This window comes from Microcoleus sp. Pol10D4 (genome assembly GCF_036701555.1).
In the GTDB taxonomy this organism is placed as follows: Bacteria; Cyanobacteriota; Cyanobacteriia; order Cyanobacteriales; family Microcoleaceae; genus Microcoleus.
This window is the reverse complement of record NZ_JAUBRA010000028.1, coordinates 15,202-33,197: the sequence shown is the minus strand read 5'-3', so window position 1 is coordinate 33,197 and position 17,996 is coordinate 15,202. Positions and strand designations below refer to the sequence as shown.

The window sequence follows — 17,996 nt, the reverse complement described above, 5'->3', positions numbered from 1 at the left end:
TGCTCGCAGTCCGAAAAAACGCTTTTTACAAAATTGGACTGCTCCCAATCAACTAGCCTGAAAACTAAAAAGTAATTTCCAATATAGCTCACATATTCTGTATCTCGCTAGATGCTACAATTTATAGCAAATGCTTTTAAGAAGGCGCTGATATACGCTCGCCAGCTCAGACCGAAAGACGTAGAGACCACTAATTGATGGAAGCTTGGCAAACCCCACAAACTAATTTAACCGACATTCCGATCGCCGAGGAACTGTCGCGCCGCATCCCTCGATCGCACGATCACAAAGCAGAAAACCGAGCGCTGCAAACGCTGGCTAGACAATTGGCAACCTCACCGCACAGGCTGCTCAAAACACTGGTGGCGATTGCTAAAGATTTGTGCGGCGCAGGAAGCGTCGGAGTATGCTTACTAGAAGAAAATGCCCGTTCCGAACAAATCTTTCGCTGGGAGGCATTGGCGGGCGCGTGGGAAGCCGCAGAACACACAAACACACCCCGCAAATTGCGTTTGTCGGGAGCCGGGTTCGATCGCCAAACTCCCCAGCTTTACTTCGCTCCTGAACAATACTTCACCGACTTACAGCAGCTAGAATTGCCGATCGCCGAAGCGTTAGTCGTGCCACTGCAAGCAGAAAATCAACCGCTGGGGGCAATATGGATTGTATCTCACGATTCCGATCGCCAATTCGATGCCGAAGACTTGCGGATCGCGATCGTCCTAGCAGACTTTGCCGTTGCCGCCGTACAAATCGATCGCGCCAATCAAACCAAAGAAGCTTGGCGAGAAAGCGAAGAACGGTGGCAGCTAGCCTTGCAGGGCAACAACGATGGCATTTGGGATCACAACCTGCAAACCAATTGCCAGATCCTGAGCGATCGCTGTTTAGAGATTTTGGAACGTCGGCCTGAAGAAGTCAAGGAATTCAGCCAATTTTTGAGCTACATTCATCCCGATGATTTGGAGATAATGCAAAGCAATTGGCAGCAACACTTGGATCGAGAAACCTCACATTACTGCTGCGAGTACCGCGTTCGCTGTCCCGACGGGCGCTACAAATGGATTTTAGCCAGAGGGCGAGCAATTTGGGACGAGTCAGGCAATCCCTTGCGGGCTGTGGGTTCCCTGACAGATATCACCGATCGCAAACAAACTGAAATTGCCTTAAAACAAAGCGAAGAACGTTTGAGCGTGGCCATCGAAGGTTCAGGCATGGCAACCTGGGATTTAGACGTGCGAACAAATCGACTAATTTGGTCGGCGACCCATTTCAGCATTTTGGGCTGCGAACCAGTACCAGACGGCGAAGCAAGCGCGGCTTTGTGGCGAAACTGCGTGCATCCAGACGACTTAAAGCAAGTCCTGCAGGAAATAAAAACAGCTCGGCAAACCCGATCGCTCTACTCCCCCGAATACCGCATCATCCGGGCCGACACACGAGAAATCCGCTGGTTGAGAGCGTTCGGGCGCTATCTCTACGACGCCGCAGGCGAAGCAGTGCGGTTTATCGGAGTATTATTTGATGCTACCGATCGCAAAAAGGCCGAACTCGCCCTACAAGAAAGCGAACAAACCGTGCGCCGTCAACTTGTAGAGATAGAGTCGCTCTACCAAACAACTCCCGTGGGTTTAGCCGTTTTAGACACAGATTTGCGGTTCGTGCGGCTCAACCAGCGGTTTGCCCAAATGAACGGCTTGGCCGTAGAAATGCACATCGGCCGCACCCTGCGCGAAATAGTCCCCGACTGGGCAGACACAGCCGAACCTTTGTTGGGCAACCTTCTAGACACCGGAGAACCGATCAGGAATTTTGAACTCACGGGTAAAACTAGGGCTCAACCCACTGTGGTTCGCACTTGGCTCCAGAATTGGTGGCCGCTCAGAGACAGGGGCGGGGAGATTGTCGGGATTCATATCGTGGTACAGGAAATTACCACTCGCAAAATGGCCGAACTCGCCTTGCAAGAAAGCTACAACCGTTTCCAATTAGCTACAAGGGCGATCGACGGCCTGGTGTTTGAGTGGGATTTGGCAGCAAACTCAGTTTACCGTTCCGAGGGACTGTGCTCGATCGTCGGTATCTGCCCAGAGGATGCACCCGCAACACCAGAGTGGTGGAGAGAACGCATCCATCCCGCCGATTTGGCAAGCCTCCAGGCCGGGGGGCAATCAATCTTGAATATTCCGGATCGCTACGAAGTCGAGTACCGAGTCCGGCACGAAGACGGGCGCTGGATCGATGTTTGGGAGCGCGGCTGTTCGATCCGCAACCAGCAAGGTGAACTGACCAAAATAGTCGGCTTCACCAGCAACATTACCAAGCGCAAACAAGCAGAAGCAGCACTGCGCGAGCGTGAAACCCACCTGCAGTTGATTCTCGACAGCGCCAAAGACTACGCCATCTTCACCATCGACACCGACGGACACGTTACCAGTTGGAACGCAGGCGCCGAGAGATTGCTGGGCTATTCCGAAGCTGAAATCGTCGGGCAGCACGGACGCATCATCTTCACCCCAGAAGACTCTGCTGCTAGAAAGCCGGAAGCAGAAATGCACATCGCCCTGACTCAGGGAAAGGCAGAAAACGAGCGCTGGCACCTCCGCAAAGACGGCAGCCGCTTTTGGGGCAGCGGGCTGGTGATGCCCCTGCGCGACGCAGCCGGCGAGGTGCAAGGTTTGCTGAAAATTATGCAGGACAAAACCGAGCGCCGGCAAATAGAAGAAGCACTGCGGCACAGCGAAAATCTCTATCGCACCCTCGCCGATGGTGTCCCGGAATTAATGTGGATCAACACCGCCGACGGCAGGTTAGAGTTTTGCAACCAACATTGGAAAACCTATACGGGCATGAACCCAGCACAATTGCCCCTGGCTGGACCGGTGCTGCAATTATTTCATCATGAGGATCTGCCAACAGTTGACGCCACGCGCACCAAGGCGATTCAAGCAGGGGAATCCTACGAATTCGAGTGCCGGGTGCGCCGGTTTGACAGCATCTACCGCTGGCATCTAGCGCGAATTGTGCCCGTCAAAGACAGGAAGGGAAAGGTGTTGCAATGGGCTGGTATCGGCATTGATATTGACGATCGCAAACGAGCCGAAGAAAGCTTAGCAGAAAGCGATCGCCGCTTCCGCTTCCTGGCTGAGTCGCTGCCCCACCTGATTTGGAACGTAAGTTCCGGCGGACAAATTCGCTTTACCAATCAACAACAATGGTTGGAATATCTGGGGATGTCTTACGAGGAAGCCGTTCAAAGCAATTGGGAATCCCTAGTCCCGCCCTCGGATTTGGCAGAATCTTGGGCCCGCTGGCAAGAATGTCTAATCAGCGGAGAAGTTTATCAAGTTGAGCTGCGCCTGCGGCGGGCAGTAGACCAGATGGAACGCTGGCATTTGTCCCGCGCCGTGCCAATTCGCGGCGAGGGGGGCGAAATTGTCGAGTGGATAGGCACCAACACCGATATTCACGATCGCAAACAAGCCCAACTCAACGAGCAGTTTCTCTCTGATCTCGAAGTCCGCTTGCGGCAGCGCTTCAACCCCGCAGAAATGTTGGGGGAAGCCATGAACAGTTTGGGAGAATATTTAAAGGTCGATCGCTGCATATGGCACGAAATTGATGTAGAAGCCGATCGGGCAATTGTCCGGCAAGACTGGCACCAGTCCGACCTTGCCAGCGCCGTCGGCATATATCAAATCTCAGACTTTAAGACGCCAGAACTGAAAGCTCTCTCTATGGCAGGTCAAACACTTGTCATCTCAGATCTCGCTAATTCCCCCCATACAGCGCATTTATTTGATAACTACGGTGCCGTGTCGGTTCGCGCTTTGGTCGATGTTCCCTGCCTTCAGGAAGGGCGCTGGGTGGCTCTTTTGGTGGTGACATCAAAGGTAGTTCGTCACTGGCGGCCCGATGAAGTTTGGCTGATGCAAGAAGTGGTGGCTCGCCTCTGGACAGTCATCCTGCACGCGCGAACCGTCCAGGATCTGCACGAAAGCGAGGCTCGGTTCCGCGCTCTAGCTGACAACATCGCTCAGTTGGCCTGGATGACAGATGCCACCGGCTGGATTTTCTGGTACAACCAGCGCTGGTTTGACTACACCGGCACCACCCTAGAGGAAATGCAAGGCTGGGGCTGGCAGCAGGTGCAGCACCCGGAACACGTCGATCGCGTTGTCGCAAAATTTAGGCGCTGCATTGAAACAGGCGAACTCTGGGAAGATACTTTCCCTTTGCGCGGCAAAGACGGATCGTACCGCTGGTTTCTCTCCCGCGCCGTGCCGATTCGCGACGATCAAGGCAAGGTGCTGCGCTGGTGTGGCACCAACACCGACATTACCGATCGCAAAGTTGCAGAAGCGGAACGGGAACGCCTTCTAGCACGGGAAAAGGCAGCGCGGGAAGAGGCAGAACAGGCTAACCGCGTCAAAGACGAATTTTTGGCTGTTTTGTCCCACGAATTGCGGACTCCCTTAAACCCGATTATGGGCTGGGCGAAGCTGCTTCAATCGAACATTCTGACACCGGAAAAGCAGCGTTACGCCTTAGAGACGATCGAGCGCAACGCCAAACTGCAAACCCAGCTTATCGAAGATTTGCTCGATGTGTCGGGGATTCTGCAAGGTAAGGTTAGCTTGAATATTGCACCTGTGGATTTAGCTGGGGTAATCAGCGCCGCCATTGAAACGATGCGTCTGGCTGCGGAAGCCAAGTCGATTCAAATCAGCACTCAATTTGCACCGAATCTCGGCCCGGTGTTGGGCGATGCGGGCAGACTTCAGCAGGTAGTCTGGAATTTGCTGTCGAATGCCGTCAAGTTCACCCCGCCGTCCGGCAAAATCGAAGTCGTTCTCGATCGGGTGGACACCTTGGCCCAAATTACTGTAACTGATACGGGAAAAGGTATCGAACCTGATTTTCTGCCCTATGTATTCGACTACTTCCAGCAAGCTGACAGCTCGATGACGCGCAAGTTTGGCGGATTGGGTTTAGGATTGGCGATCGTCCGCCATCTCGTCGAACTCCACGGCGGTACAGTGAAATCTGACAGTCCCGGCGAAGGACAAGGTGCAACCTTGACTGTCAGGATACCTCTGATGCCGATCCAATCTCAGACAAGTCCTGCGGGAACTGCGGCGCCGGATCAATCCTTCAATTTGAGCGGTGTCAAGGTGTTAGCGGTGGATGATGATGCCGATGCGCGAGATTTAGTGGTTTTTCTGCTTGAGGATTGTGGGGCAAGTGTTACAGCAGTTGCTAACGCCGCCGATGCCTTGGCGGTTTTAACTCAGTCTGTGCCGGATTTGCTGTTGAGCGATATTGGAATGCCCGACACGGACGGTTATATGTTGATGCGACAGGTTCGGGCTCTGGCGCCCGACCAAGGGGGACGGATTCCGGCGATCGCCCTCACGGCTTATGCTGGAGAGATTGACTATCAGCAGGCCCTGGCTGCGGGGTTCCAGCGACACATCTGTAAGCCTTTAGACCCCGAAAAGTTGGTGCAGGCGATTTGGGAGGTACTCGATCGATCGGGCAAAAACCTTATTTAAAGTGTTTTTGTGTCGGAAAAGTCTTTATTTAACGAACCGCGAAGACGTTAAGAACTTGAAGGAAAAAAAGGAAATAAAAAAGGAATAAGTTAATAATCTCAAGTCCGGTTATATCTGAAATATTGCACCATTCTCAATAATGATTTTATTGATTGGCCTGGAGCAACGGTATGCAAGAAAATTCACTCTTTGTGGAACAGGGCGGAAAGCCTGTTCATGAAAATGGTGCAATAGGTCAGATGTAACCAATTTTATTGTCGTTTGCTCGCGCATCATCTCAAACAAAAAAACCTCACTGATGGAGGTTTTTTGATGATTATTGGTGCTAGTCGGACAGGTTAAAACATCCTGTCCCTGCATAATGCCCACAGCCCTAATACTCAATTCTTAGCGGTAGTCACTACGCACGGCGGGCTCGCGATCACTCGTTGTATTTGTATAGCGGACATTTTCTTCACGTTTGCGGGGAATCAAACCCAACAAGCCAGACAAGCCGAGCAATCCCAACCATCCCCAATCAAAATCGCGATCGGTTTCAGCAGTGTAGACATCGGAGCGAGGAGTTGTGGTGGTGGTAGTGTTGTTAGTACCAGGAGTTGTATCTGTCTGAGCAGAAGCAGGCAGATGAGCTGGTGCTATGGCTAAACCAGCAGCTATAATACCTGCACCGATTGCTTTGGATAAATCAGAACGTTTCATAATTCAAATGCTCTCTGTTGGCTAAAATCTTTAACTATCAAAACTATATCGAGGGGCTATTAAAGTTAAATCCATCTCTAGCGGTAAACATTGCTAAGTTCCACGTATTACTACAGATTGATATCAAATTTTTAGCAGCCACACGAAATTAAATATTGCTCGCGGAGGCACTCCGGCACCAGAAATAGCGGGTCTGGCACCTCACCCGGTTGTGAGGCAGTGCGGCAGTCCCGACAATAGACAAGGTGTTGTTGACAAAAAAAGGTAAACTCAGATATTGCACAGACAAGTGTTGGAACTCGATCGACGGAGATAGAAACTTTTGGGTATAGAGCTACGCAGCTACGTATTTCTAGACAACTTGCAACCACAGCACGCAGCATACATCGGCACCATCGCCGCCGGATTCTTGCCACTGCCGGGGGATGCGTCGCTGTGGATAGAAATCTCGCCCGGTATCGAAATTAACCGAATTACCGATGTCGCTCTCAAATCAGCCTCCGTGCGTCCAGGAGTGCAGATAGTCGAACGCTTGTACGGCCTTCTGGAAGTACACTCGGGCCTGCAGGGGGAAACGCGGGCCGCAGGCAAAGCAATTCTAGAATTCATGGGAGTCCGCAGAGAAGAAGGTATCAAACCGCGAGTGATTTCCAGTCAAATTATTCGCAACATTGACCCCCACCAAACACAATTAATCAACCGCACCCGCCGCGGACAGTTGCTGCTGGCGGGACAAACGCTTTACGTCTTAGAAGTAGAACCTGCAGCCTATGCAGCGCTTGCGGCTAATGAAGCAGAAAAAGGCGCATCTATTAACATCTTAGAGGTTCAGGCTGTAGGAAGTTTCGGACGGCTTTACCTCGGCGGCGCAGAACGAGATATTATAGCAGGTTCCCAGGCAGCAATTGCGGCGGTGGAAAACGTGACGGGTCGAGAAAATCCAGCAATTGTTGGTCGCAAGGAATAGCCGTTAAAGGAGATGCAATTATGGCAAACACACAGCATTTAGCGCTGTTAAAAAAAGGTGCAGTTAGTTGGATTGAATGGAGAAGTCTCAACCCAAATATAGAACCGGATCTCAGTGAAGCTAACCTCGCCGAAGCAAATCTCAGAGGTGCGTATCTTTGGCGGTCTAACCTTTTTAAGACTGATTTGTTTAAGGCTAAATTAATTGCGGCAAACCTCGCCGAATCCAACCTCAGTTTAGCAAATCTTGCTGGATCGCAACTGCTCGAAACTAATTTAATTAAAGCTAATTTAACGGGAACCAACCTCCAAGCGGCTGATTTCAGAGGAGCTGATTTGAGCGGTGCTAATTTAATTGGGGCTGACATTAGCGGTGCCAATCTCCAACAAACCGATTTTGGAGAGGCGAATTTAATCGGTGCGGTGATGTCTCGAGTTAATGCGATGGGCGCAAACCTCAACTTTGCTAATCTCAGTCAAGCCAATCTGACTCAAGCCGAATTGATTGAAGCACATTGCTATGCAGCTAATTTCTCTAAAGCTAACCTCGGGGAAGCTCACTTCACTGGAGCATATCTTTTCCGGGCAAATCTCTGTTTTGCACAGTTGAGCGCGGCAGATTTCCGGTGGACAAACCTTGGCAAAGCTGATTTGAGAGGGGCTAATTTGACCGGGGCAAATCTCAGAGGAGCGAACTTGGCGGGAGCTAATCTGGGCGAAGCTATTTTGAAAAGAACAATCATGCCTGATGGCAGCATTGTTTGATAAATATTGGATAATATTTATTATTGTAAAATAACTGCGATTGTGAAAAAAAAGTCAGTGGCGCGTTTACCGAAACGATTGCCAAAACATGAGCTTCTGGGGCGGGTTGAGGCTTTCTCTCTAATACAAATCCAAGATTGAGTAAACCCGCCTCGGCTCAAAACTCGCAACTGTCGATCGACTAATTCTGGCCAGCCGGCGATACTTGATAAAGTCCTCTAACTGGTCCTGGATCAGTCGGTGAACCTTCCTGCTGTGTTGGAAGTGTAAACTGATCTTGGAGTCCGGCGGGAGTGGGGAAACAGCCGCTTGGTTGAGGTCCTAGCTGGCAAGCTGCAGGCAGTGCCATGATTGAGGCATCGAAGGGATTGACGGCATCTGGGACGCGGAGAATCGGGTCGCTGGAAACTTGCCGCTGCATGACTCGTCGGTAAAAGCCGTTGATGCGACTGGCATCCCGCTCGATTTCTTTTTCGGGAAAGGCAACGACGCCGCTGGGGGAACCGATGCCTAAATAGTCGCCCAAGTAACCTTGCAAGCTGACGTTGTGGTAAAAGTCTCCTGAAGCTTCAAAGTATTGTCGGTTGAAGTCGTCGGCAATCGGGTGAAATCGCTCTGTTTGTGCTTGAGCTGGTTTGACGTATGCCATTGCGGCAGAGGCGACAGCGAGAATCAACGCGCCGCTCAGGCTTTTTAACTTTTGACTCATATATTTGGGCCTCCTTAATTAATTCCGATTCCAATATAAACTGATTATCGACGGATTATTTGTGTTTTTTACACGGTGTGAGTTATGAATGCTGCGGATTTAAAGGTGTTGCGCGATCGATTTCTAGATTTGTTGTGCGAGTTTGCCTATCGCGAAGGTGATTTTGTGTTGTCTTCGGGGCAGAAAAGTTCTTATTACATTAACTGCAAACCGGTTACGCTGCACGCTGAAGGTGCTTTGGCAACGGGACGTTTGCTGTTGTCGATGCTGTCGTCGGATGTGGAAGCTGTGGGCGGTTTGACTTTGGGTGCTGACCCGATTGTAACTGCTGTGAGTGTGGTTTCGGCTCTGGAAGGTCGATCGATTCCGGCGCTAATTGTCAGAAAGGAGACGAAGGGACACGGGACAATGGCGTATATTGAGGGGCCGCTGTTGCCAGAGGGGACGAATGTGGCGGTTTTGGAGGATGTGGTGACGACGGGTAAGTCGGCGATGCAGGCGGTGGAAAGGTTGCGGGGTGCGGGTTATAAAGTCGATCGTGTTTTGTCGCTGATTGACAGAGAGCAAGGTGGAGGGGAATTATATCGCGAGGCGGGATTGGATTTTCAAGCCATTTTTACCATTCAGGATCTTAAGGAATGGATTAGTAGCAAGAAATAGCAGTTTGTGCGCTTCCCTTCGTTACCAGGTAGAACTTGGTAACGGAGATATTTTCGCTCTGCCTCATGTTAACAATAGTGCAAGATATCAATCTTAACCAGCGAGAATAAGGCTATGAAAACCATCCGTTTTATTGACTTATTCTCAGGAATAGGCGGCATGAGATTAGCCTTTGAATCCGCCGCTCGTTCCTTGAATCTGGAAACAGAATGCGTATTAAGCAGCGAAATCAATTCCGACGCTCAATTAGTTTACCAGAAAAACTTTGCCGACACACCTTTAGGCGACATCCGATTAATTGACAAACTGCCTGAACATGAAATTTTACTAGCGGGATTTCCTTGTCAGTCTTTCTCCTATGCTGGCAAAAAAGAGGGCTTTGGAGACACCAGAGGCACCCTATTTTTTGAGATTGCGAGGTTAATTGATACCTTTAAACCTCAAGCATTTATTTTCGAGAACGTGCGGGGGCTTGTCAGCCACGACGGCGGCAGAACCCTCGAAACTATTAAGGGCGAAATCAAAAGCCGAGGTTACAGCTTCGATTATTTTTTGCTTAACAGCTCTAACTTTAGCTTACCTCAGAACCGTGTCCGAGTTTACCTAGTAGGAATTTTAAATGCTTCGCCCCAATTTGGCTTAATTTCTGACTTAGGCCCAAAAGATTCGCATTCCTCTAGTCATCAACAGCTATCGTTCTTTTCCCCGTTAAGTCAACCTGTCACAGTTGCAGATATTTTGGAAGACAATCCCGAACCAAAATATGATTGTTCGCCAGAATTTGTTAATGCCTTGAAACAAATAGTTAACAATGATTTCAGCCGACTGCACGGTAGGCGGCTAATTGACTATCGCGGCGGCAATTCGATTCATTCTTGGGAACTGGGTTTGCGAGGCGAGTGCAGTTTAGATGAAATTGAATTAATGAATCTTTTTATCTTGAAAAGGCGCAATAAAGAATTTGGAGCTGACCAAGATGGCAAGCTATTAACTAAAGAGCAAATAGCTACTTTTTTTGCTCATCCCAATCTTAATGAAATTCTAGATTCCTTGGTAACAAAAAAGTACCTGCAACGGAACAACAATCAATACAAACCTGTATCCGGTAATTTTTCCTTTGAAGTCTATAAATTTCTCGATCCGCAGAAAATTTCTGTAACAATTGTTGCCAGTGATTCTAATAGATTAGGAGTTTACTATCATAACCGAGTTCGCAGGATTACTCCCCGCGAAGCAGCACGGTTACAAGGTTTTTCAGATAGTTTTATTTTGCATCCTAATGATGATAAAGCTTATCATCAACTGGGTAATAGTGTAAGTATTAATGTAGTTAAATCTGTTGCTCTAGAAGTTATTCAGAATGTTTTGTGTTCTACCAAACAAAAAGTTAGCTCGTGGTGAATTGGGAAGGGTGAGCCGAGTATTTACGCCCACCCGATCAATTAGCTTTGCGCTACAGGTTCCTTAGCCAAAAACTTCTCTAATTCCGCCAAAGCATCGGCATCAACCTTAGATCGGTGTTTTATTGAAGGGAACTATAAACTCTGCTCGCTCTAATTTTATCAAAATTAGCTCAGGTACTGGGATCACAAAGGAAAATAAAGTTGTCGGTGCTAAACAAGCGCCAGCTTTCAGGTTCAGAATCTCTACCAATCGGCAGATTTTAGCAGATCGGAATTATAACCTGAGTGAGATATTAACTAGAGAAAACTGTTTTAATATGTTACATGACGCAGCAAGGAGAAGCAGTAATGATTTTACCTGCATCTATTAAAAGGAAATGGAAACTACTGGCAACAGCCTTTATTTGTCCTCTGACACTAATTGGTGTTGGCATTCAGCAACAACCGCTTCAAGCACAACAAAATCCATCTAAGACTAATGTTGCTGCTTTGCCAGATGGTATTTACCTGTACGGAGATTCGCCACAGCCCAACCAAGTTCTTCAAAACTATATAGTGTTTCAACGCCAGGACGATCGGGTGGTTGGTGCAATCTACGCGCCGCGATCGGACTTTGCGTGCTTCACTGGTAAAATTGAGGGAAATACACTGTCCGGGAAGGCAATCTCAGCCGGAAAAATTCAAACAATTGAAATCAATACTCAGCTAACAAATCTGCATTCTATTCGCAAAATTAGCTCAAACGATCGACGCATTCTTTCAACGTGCCAACAGACAGCGCAAGTTAACATATCCAGGTAAATCTTTTACTTAGCTCAAATGGTGCATTAGGCGGTGCGTTACACTGCCTTAACGCAGCCTACGAATTGAAAATTTCTCGTTACCAGGCTCTACCTGGTAATGAATATCTAGAGGCTCTGCGTCGATTGAAAAATCGTACAAAATATGAGTTTTTAGCGCAGGCTTAATGGCTATGAAAAAAATTCGATTTATTGACTTATTCTCAGGAATAGGCGGCATGAGATTAGCGTTTGAGGCCGCCGCTCGTTCCTTGAATCTGGAAACGGAATGCGTATTAAGCAGCGAAATCAATCGCGATGCTCAGTTAGTTTACCAGTACAGGGTAGGCGGCTAATTGACTATCGCAGTGGCAACTCTCTTCATTCTTGCGAACTGGGTTGGCGAGGCGAGTTCAGTTTAGACGAAATTAAGTTGATGAAGAGTTTTATATTGAAAAGGTGAAATAAAGAATTTGGGCATGATCCAGATGGCAACCTATTAACTAAAGAGCAAATAGCGACTTTTTTTGCTCATCCCAATCTTGATAAAATTCTGGATTCCTTGGCAACAAAAAAGTACCTGCAAGGGAACCTCGCAATTCTCTTTTTGGGAAACTCCTTTTAATATAACCTTAAGTAAAGTACGCCATCAGCACCATAGTTTTGGGCGAGCAGGATGCCCGCCCCCCAAGAAACGAAACAGCTTTAGGATTAAGTAAGGTGCGCTATCAGCACCCTACGAATTAATCCAATTAGCTTTGGGCTACAGGTTCCTTAGCCAAAAACTTCTCTAATTCCGTCAAAGCATCGGCATCAACCTTAGTCTGCATCGGACAGAACTTAGGGCCGCACATCGAACAGAATTCAGCAGTTTTATAGATATCCGCTGGCAAAGTTTCGTCGTGATATTCCTTTGCCCGTTCTGGATCTAATGACAGCTCAAATTGACGGTTCCAATCGAAGTTGTAACGCGCTTTCGAGAGTTCATCATCGCGATCGCGCGCACCCGGACGGCCCCGTGCAATATCCGCAGCGTGAGCCGCGATTTTGTAAGCAATCAGCCCGTTTCGGACATCCTCAGCATTCGGCAATCCTAAGTGTTCCTTCGGCGTCACGTAACACAGCATTGCAGTACCGTACCAACCAGCCATCGCCGCCCCAATTGCTGAGGTAATGTGGTCGTACCCAGGCGCAATATCTGTCACCAACGGCCCCAAAACATAGAAAGGTGCTTCCGAACACTCCTCCATTTGTTTTCTGACATTAAACTCAATTTGATCCATCGGTACGTGGCCCGGGCCTTCCACCATTACCTGCACATCATGTTCCCAAGCTTTGCGAGTTAATTGTCCCAAAGTTTTGAGTTCAGCTAATTGAGCATCATCCGAGGCATCGTGAGTGCAACCGGGGCGCAGAGAATCTCCCAAACTAAACGAAACATCGTATTTTTTGAAGATTTCAATGATGTCGTTAAAGTGAGTGTAGAGGGGATTTTGTTTGTGGTGATGCAGCATCCACCGCGCCAAAATGCCGCCGCCGCGAGAGACGATTCCAGTTAGTCTATTTTTTACCAACGGCAAATGCTCAATCAAAATTCCGGCGTGAATTGTTTGGTAATCAACACCTTGTTGAGCGTGTTTGTCAATGATGTGAAGAAAGTCATTGGGCGTCAGACTTTCCATATTACCGTGCACGCTTTCTAAAGCTTGGTAAATTGGTACAGTACCGATCGGCACCGGTGAAGCTTTGATAATCGTAGTGCGAATTTCATCCAAATTGCCGCCGCCAGTGGACAAGTCCATCACGGTATCAGCGCCGTATTTCACTGCTAGTTTAAGCTTGTCAACTTCTTCTTCCATATTGGAAGAGTTGGGAGATGCACCGATGTTAGCATTGACTTTGCATTTAGACGCAATGCCGATCGCCATCGGTTCCAAATTCGGGTGATTGATATTAGCGGGAATAATCATCCGTCCCCGCGCTACTTCGGCGCGGATAAGTTCTGGCGGGAGATTTTCTCGCTTAGCAACAAAGTGCATTTCCTCAGTAATTACACCTTGGCGGGCGTAGTGCATTTGAGATACATTGCTCTGGCCCTGACGCTTAGCGATCCATTCGGTACGCATATTTAATTTCCTTGATAAACAGCTTCCCTCCGCTGGTATTACCCAGACTCAGGTTCTAAGGGTGTTTTCTCAGCCCGGATATTCGGGCACCCCTAGCTAAGCTGTTGATTGTATCACCGATTTCTGTGCGCCACGGCAGCAACTAAGGAAATCTTAATATTGAGAGATAGATGAGGGGAGCGATCGCCCTTTTGGGGCTTCTGATATTTCGGCTGTTTAAAAAGTGCGATTGTACCCCATTTAACAATCTAAAAACAATCACACCTCATCAGGATTAATCCCCATTTCGCGCAATTTGGCTGCTAGGCGAATCGTGTTATATTTTGCGCGAATCTCTGCTGTTTTTCTCTTGCTGTCGTCACTAATTAGTCTAAAAGCTGCTTAAAGCCTTTATAATTTTCAATATTTTTTCTCTGATTTCCAAAATTTGAGGTAGTAATTGTTGGGAGTCTTCTGAAGAGTTAGCAAGTTTTTTATCTAGTTGCTCGTTGTATTTTATAATTCTAGAGTTGAGACGTTTTAGAGGCTTAATATAACTTTTTATATTTAAATGTAGTGTTACCAATTTAATTGAATTAACTTCTTGCGTTTCAGCAATAACATTAACTATAGATTCTACTTTGGTGAGTTTTAATGGTAATAAGGGAGAATCGACTTTCTCTTGAATTCTTGTTTTATTTCTGTTCAATCTCTCAAGGTTCTCAAAGGATTCTACCAACAGAGAGTTTGCTAAAATCTTATCTCTTTTTCTTGAGTCGGATTTTTCTTTTCCCCTGGCAATCGCTACACCTAGAACAAAAGTAAATATTGATAAAAATTGTTTAAACGCTCCGGTTAGTTCATACTCAGGCAGGGCAAGACGAGTCAATATAAACGGAGATATTAACACTATTAATGAAGGTAATATTATCGGTTTTTTATTAAAAAAATCGCTCACTTTTGATATATAATTATTATATTCTTTGCTACTGGATAATCCTGTATGAATAAACCATAAAACAGCTATGCTTGTACCCAAAATAGCAGACCAATAGTTAGGAGTTGTTTCAGGCATACTTTTTCCTTTTCATTTGCTGAATCTACGCTTGAACCGGGGGTCAATACGGTCTTTTTTTCGTCTATTGCAATCGAAGCAAAGCGTTTGCAGATTGCTGATGTCATTTGAGCCTCTAAGAGCTAAGGGAATGATGTGATCGATCGTAAGATTAGTCTCTTGGTCAGTCTTGCCGCAGCTTTTGCAGCAATTTCCATCGCGCTCAAAAACAAGTTTTCTCACCTTGGGTGGAATTAAAATTCGCGAAGTTTTTCTCGTCAAAGACATTTTTGGTAGAGATTATAAAATCAGACACTTCCAGGCTCGTCATGTGGGGGCATATTGCCAATACCCAGTCTACAAATGCTTATGGCTTAGGCAGTTTTTTCCGGGCTGTAGGAACACGACCCTTTGCATCAGCCATCACCTGCTCCCTATTTTCCAGGATCTCGCCCTTATAATTTTCCAAAACCTTAGTAGACAAAGAAATCCGACCCTTATCATCCTCCAGTGTAACAATCATTACCTTGATTAGCTGACCTTCCTCAAATAGATCCGGGAGAGATTTAACAAAGCCCTCGCTAACATTCTTTATGTGGAGCAACCCAACTGTACCATCCAAATCGACAACTACGACATCTGGCGTGACTTTAGTAACTCTCCCCTCCACAAGTTCACCCCTCTCTAATTTTTTGGAACTTTCGGATTGAGCAGCCTGGTAATTAGGTCGCGCTAGCTGATTGGCACTCGCTCCAGGTTCGGGGCTGTCATCTGACTGTACAGGATTTGTCTCACTATAACTTTGTGTAGCACTCGAATCATTTTCTGAGTCGAAACTGGAAGCCGATTGTGGTGGGATGTTATTTGAATCAACAGAATTTGTGTCAATAAAAATTGATGTTAGGCTCGAATTATCTTCAGGTATTGTAGGCAGCTTGCAGTCGTCTAATCTCATAGCCTCTAAGCAGCTATTGATGCCTGCAACTGCTTGGTTATATTCGGCAATCTTTAGCTCAATTTCTTTCAACTTCCTGTTACGCTCGTCGATTTTAACTTGAGCCTCTTTTTCTATAGTTTGCCGTTTGTTGTCGCGAGCATGAGCGGACTGCTGCCAAATCGATTGCCGTTTATTTTCAGCCATTGACAACAGATATTTATTCAGCATTTTGATAATTTTTGAACCCAAATCAACTTCTATTGTTTGTTTGAATTTAGCTTGAAAATCAATTTCTAGGAGTTGACGTATAGGTGCTTCTGCTTCTACCATACGTTTGACATCTCGACTTTTAGATGCTTCTTGTAAAGTTTCACGAAACTGATAGAGCCAAACACTATCTTCGTAATCGTAAAGATCGGGGCTTTCGACGATATAAAACACACATTCTGCACTCGCCAAAACCTTTACCCCCTCAATAATTATTTTTTCTATATTCTGTAACTCTTGGACTATTTCACAATCATCACCCAACAAATTACGAAGCTGACGGTAGTATTGTTGCTTGCGTACTCGCTTAATCAAGCGTTGGAAAAAACGAGCAATCAAAATTTCTGATTCCTTAAGCAGAACATTTTCTAATCCATTAGCAATGTCATAGAAGGCTTGTCCCAAAACGGCTACTAATGGCGCTGTGACATGATGATGATTGCGGCAGGTATTGGCGAAGGCATCTAATATAGAAAAGTTTTCTATCAAGTCGGTAAGATTATCTTGCATCTTCTGGTGAAGATTGTTGAAATCTTGCTTAAAATCTTCGCAGGTATCCCTCACCAATAGTTGAATTTGTTCTTCTATTTGTCGGTAAAAAGCTTCGCCAACCTCCCATACTTCTTTTTCGAGCTGTAGCAAATCTCGTTCTGTCATTTCTGCAATATTTGCAGGTTTCTTTTTCCACTGACGGCGCTCTTCTGAGTAAGATTGATACAAGTCGTTACACAGTTCACTAATATCATTAGCTAGGTTGGCAAATAATTCTGGTCGCTTTTCTTCGGTTAGATAGCGGGTGATAGCATTACTAAATTCCTGAATACCGCTATCCTGAATTAACTGCTCGATTATACTGGTTTTATAACGATTAATAATTTCCAAATATTGCTCATTTTTAGTTTGAGTTTTACGCCGTACAATATCAGTAAATTTATTAGCGGGTAGTTTATCGGAATCACAATAATCAAGGAACTCCAACACAAATGAAGGGGTTCCTTCAACTTTATCTGAGCCTTTACTGGTTTCGGCTTCAAATATAGTATCTAGTCCCCAGCGATCATCGCTTTCACTTATATTTTTGAGTTGACTAGCCCAGAAACCCAGCAATGCGCTAGTTTCATAAATTCCCCTTCGTGTATTACTGAAATCTTCACTAATCAGATCGTCCAGTTCTTGTTTCAGTTTGGGGTCACGCCAAGTTTTGTCGATGCGGTTAAAGACGTAAAAGACGCGATCGCCAATTCCTGAGTTTTCCCGTATTGCTTCTGTTAGTTTCTGTTCTGCTTGCATTGCCTCCCCTTCTTGATCAGCCTTCATCACACAGATGACAGCAGAGGTGTTAGTATCTTCAACCTTGCGATAGGTTAATTCTGCATCTCTTCGCACTGGGGCATCAATCCCTGGCAAGTCAACTAGGACGTTACCATCCTCTAACAGGGGATAATGGCAGTAGTATTTAATACCCTTGAGAACAGCACTGTTTTTGCCACGACAAGCATAATCATGTGCCTTCTTGTTGGAAAGATTTAACTCTTCCATCCCATAGGTTTTATTGTTCGATGAGTCGATATATTCGCGGTTATCCTCAAATCCCTCAAGTAATGCCAGCAGTCCATCTGCTTCGCCTTCCTTCTCGGTTTTGCCAGATCCCTTATGCTCTTGAGTGATTTTTTCACATTGTTCCCTTAACTTTTTAATTGCCCCCTCTTGAGTAATGTCAACTGACTGTAGTTTCAGAGTCTTACACCTGTCATTTACCTCTTCCTGCACTTCTGAGGTGCTAAGAAAGGTAAGATCAACTCGTTCTTCCTCTGACGACTTGGCATACTCTATGTAGCATTCGATGCCAGTAGCATGACCTGTACTGCTGTAAAGCAAATCTTGCCCTAGCAAAGCATTGATCAGCATCGACTTACCAGCACTGTACGTCCCCGCAAAGACAATCTCGAATCTGGGAGCAATTGCCTTATTACGGCAAGCCTTAATTGCGGCAATATCGTGCTGCCCTTTCAAAGATGGTTCCTTTTCCACCAGCCGCAACAGACGATTTACATCGGCTTCTAAATTTTCACATTGATGTGGTTTTTGGGTCATGTG

The 17,996-nt window shown here is 46.6% G+C and carries 13 protein-coding genes and 1 riboswitch; of the genes, 7 read left to right on the top strand and 6 right to left on the bottom strand.

The features are described from left to right. Positions 1 to 197: 197 nt before the first annotated feature. A complete protein-coding gene (locus QUA36_RS15740; RefSeq protein ID WP_333458324.1) occupies positions 198 to 5,555 on the top strand; it encodes a PAS domain S-box protein in 5,358 nt (1,785 codons plus the stop codon). A gap of 387 nt (positions 5,556 to 5,942) precedes the next feature. Here QUA36_RS15740 and QUA36_RS15735 read toward each other — a convergent pair whose 3' ends face one another. Then, complete coding sequence (locus QUA36_RS15735) at positions 5,943 to 6,254, bottom strand: WGxxGxxG family protein (protein ID WP_333160942.1); 312 nt, start codon at positions 6,252 to 6,254, stop codon at positions 5,943 to 5,945. Positions 6,255 to 6,576: 322 nt separating this feature from the next. On the opposite strand from QUA36_RS15735, the gene QUA36_RS15730 reads away from it, so the two are divergent. Both QUA36_RS15730 and QUA36_RS15725 read left to right on the top strand, forming a co-directional pair. Further along, positions 6,577 to 7,221 carry a hypothetical protein gene (locus QUA36_RS15730; protein WP_333160944.1) on the top strand — a complete coding sequence of 215 codons (645 nt, stop codon included), beginning with the start codon at positions 6,577 to 6,579 and terminating at the stop codon, positions 7,219 to 7,221. Positions 7,222 to 7,241: 20 nt separating this feature from the next. Then, on the top strand, positions 7,242 to 7,985 hold the full coding sequence (locus tag QUA36_RS15725) for a pentapeptide repeat-containing protein (protein ID WP_333453728.1): 744 nt from the start codon (positions 7,242 to 7,244) through the stop codon (positions 7,983 to 7,985). Between the two features lie 181 nt (positions 7,986 to 8,166). Here the strand turns inward: QUA36_RS15725 and QUA36_RS15720 are convergent, their stop codons facing one another. Beyond that, on the bottom strand, positions 8,167 to 8,694 hold the full coding sequence (locus QUA36_RS15720) for a hypothetical protein (protein WP_333160948.1): 528 nt from the start codon (positions 8,692 to 8,694) through the stop codon (positions 8,167 to 8,169). 84 nt (positions 8,695 to 8,778) lie between these two features. Here QUA36_RS15720 and pyrE point away from each other — a divergent pair, with 84 nt between their 5' ends. From pyrE to QUA36_RS15700, 4 genes are all read left to right on the top strand, one after another. Beyond that, positions 8,779 to 9,354, top strand: a complete 576-nt coding sequence (gene pyrE, locus QUA36_RS15715; RefSeq protein ID WP_333458323.1) for an orotate phosphoribosyltransferase — start codon at positions 8,779 to 8,781, stop codon at positions 9,352 to 9,354. Between the two features lie 114 nt (positions 9,355 to 9,468). Continuing rightward, positions 9,469 to 10,755 carry a DNA (cytosine-5-)-methyltransferase gene (gene dcm / locus QUA36_RS15710; protein ID WP_333458322.1) on the top strand — a complete coding sequence of 429 codons (1,287 nt, stop codon included), beginning with the start codon at positions 9,469 to 9,471 and terminating at the stop codon, positions 10,753 to 10,755. Positions 10,756 to 11,105: 350 nt separating this feature from the next. Then, positions 11,106 to 11,558 (top strand): hypothetical protein, encoded by a 453-nt coding sequence (locus QUA36_RS15705; protein WP_333458321.1) that lies wholly within the window; start codon positions 11,106 to 11,108, stop codon positions 11,556 to 11,558. Between the two features lie 172 nt (positions 11,559 to 11,730). Further along, positions 11,731 to 11,892: a DNA cytosine methyltransferase gene (locus QUA36_RS15700; RefSeq protein ID WP_333055191.1), complete on the top strand. Its 162-nt coding sequence runs from the start codon at positions 11,731 to 11,733 to the stop codon at positions 11,890 to 11,892. A 396-nt stretch (positions 11,893 to 12,288) separates the two neighbouring features. Here the strand turns inward: QUA36_RS15700 and thiC are convergent, their stop codons facing one another. The 4 genes from thiC to QUA36_RS15680 all read right to left on the bottom strand — a co-directional run bounded on the left by thiC (position 12,289) and on the right by QUA36_RS15680 (position 17,993). Next, positions 12,289 to 13,662: a phosphomethylpyrimidine synthase ThiC gene (thiC, locus tag QUA36_RS15695; protein WP_333458320.1), complete on the bottom strand. Its 1,374-nt coding sequence runs from the start codon at positions 13,660 to 13,662 to the stop codon at positions 12,289 to 12,291. 7 nt (positions 13,663 to 13,669) lie between these two features. After that, positions 13,670 to 13,766, bottom strand: a riboswitch (TPP riboswitch). 266 nt (positions 13,767 to 14,032) lie between these two features. Continuing rightward, positions 14,033 to 14,716 (bottom strand): hypothetical protein, encoded by a 684-nt coding sequence (locus QUA36_RS15690; RefSeq protein ID WP_333458319.1) that lies wholly within the window; start codon positions 14,714 to 14,716, stop codon positions 14,033 to 14,035. Positions 14,717 to 14,728: 12 nt separating this feature from the next. Further along, positions 14,729 to 14,983, bottom strand: a complete 255-nt coding sequence (locus QUA36_RS15685) for an HNH endonuclease (RefSeq protein WP_333458318.1) — start codon at positions 14,981 to 14,983, stop codon at positions 14,729 to 14,731. 79 nt (positions 14,984 to 15,062) lie between these two features. Next, on the bottom strand, positions 15,063 to 17,993 hold the full coding sequence (locus QUA36_RS15680) for a dynamin family protein (protein ID WP_333458317.1): 2,931 nt from the start codon (positions 17,991 to 17,993) through the stop codon (positions 15,063 to 15,065). Between the last annotated feature and the right edge of the window lie 3 nt (positions 17,994 to 17,996).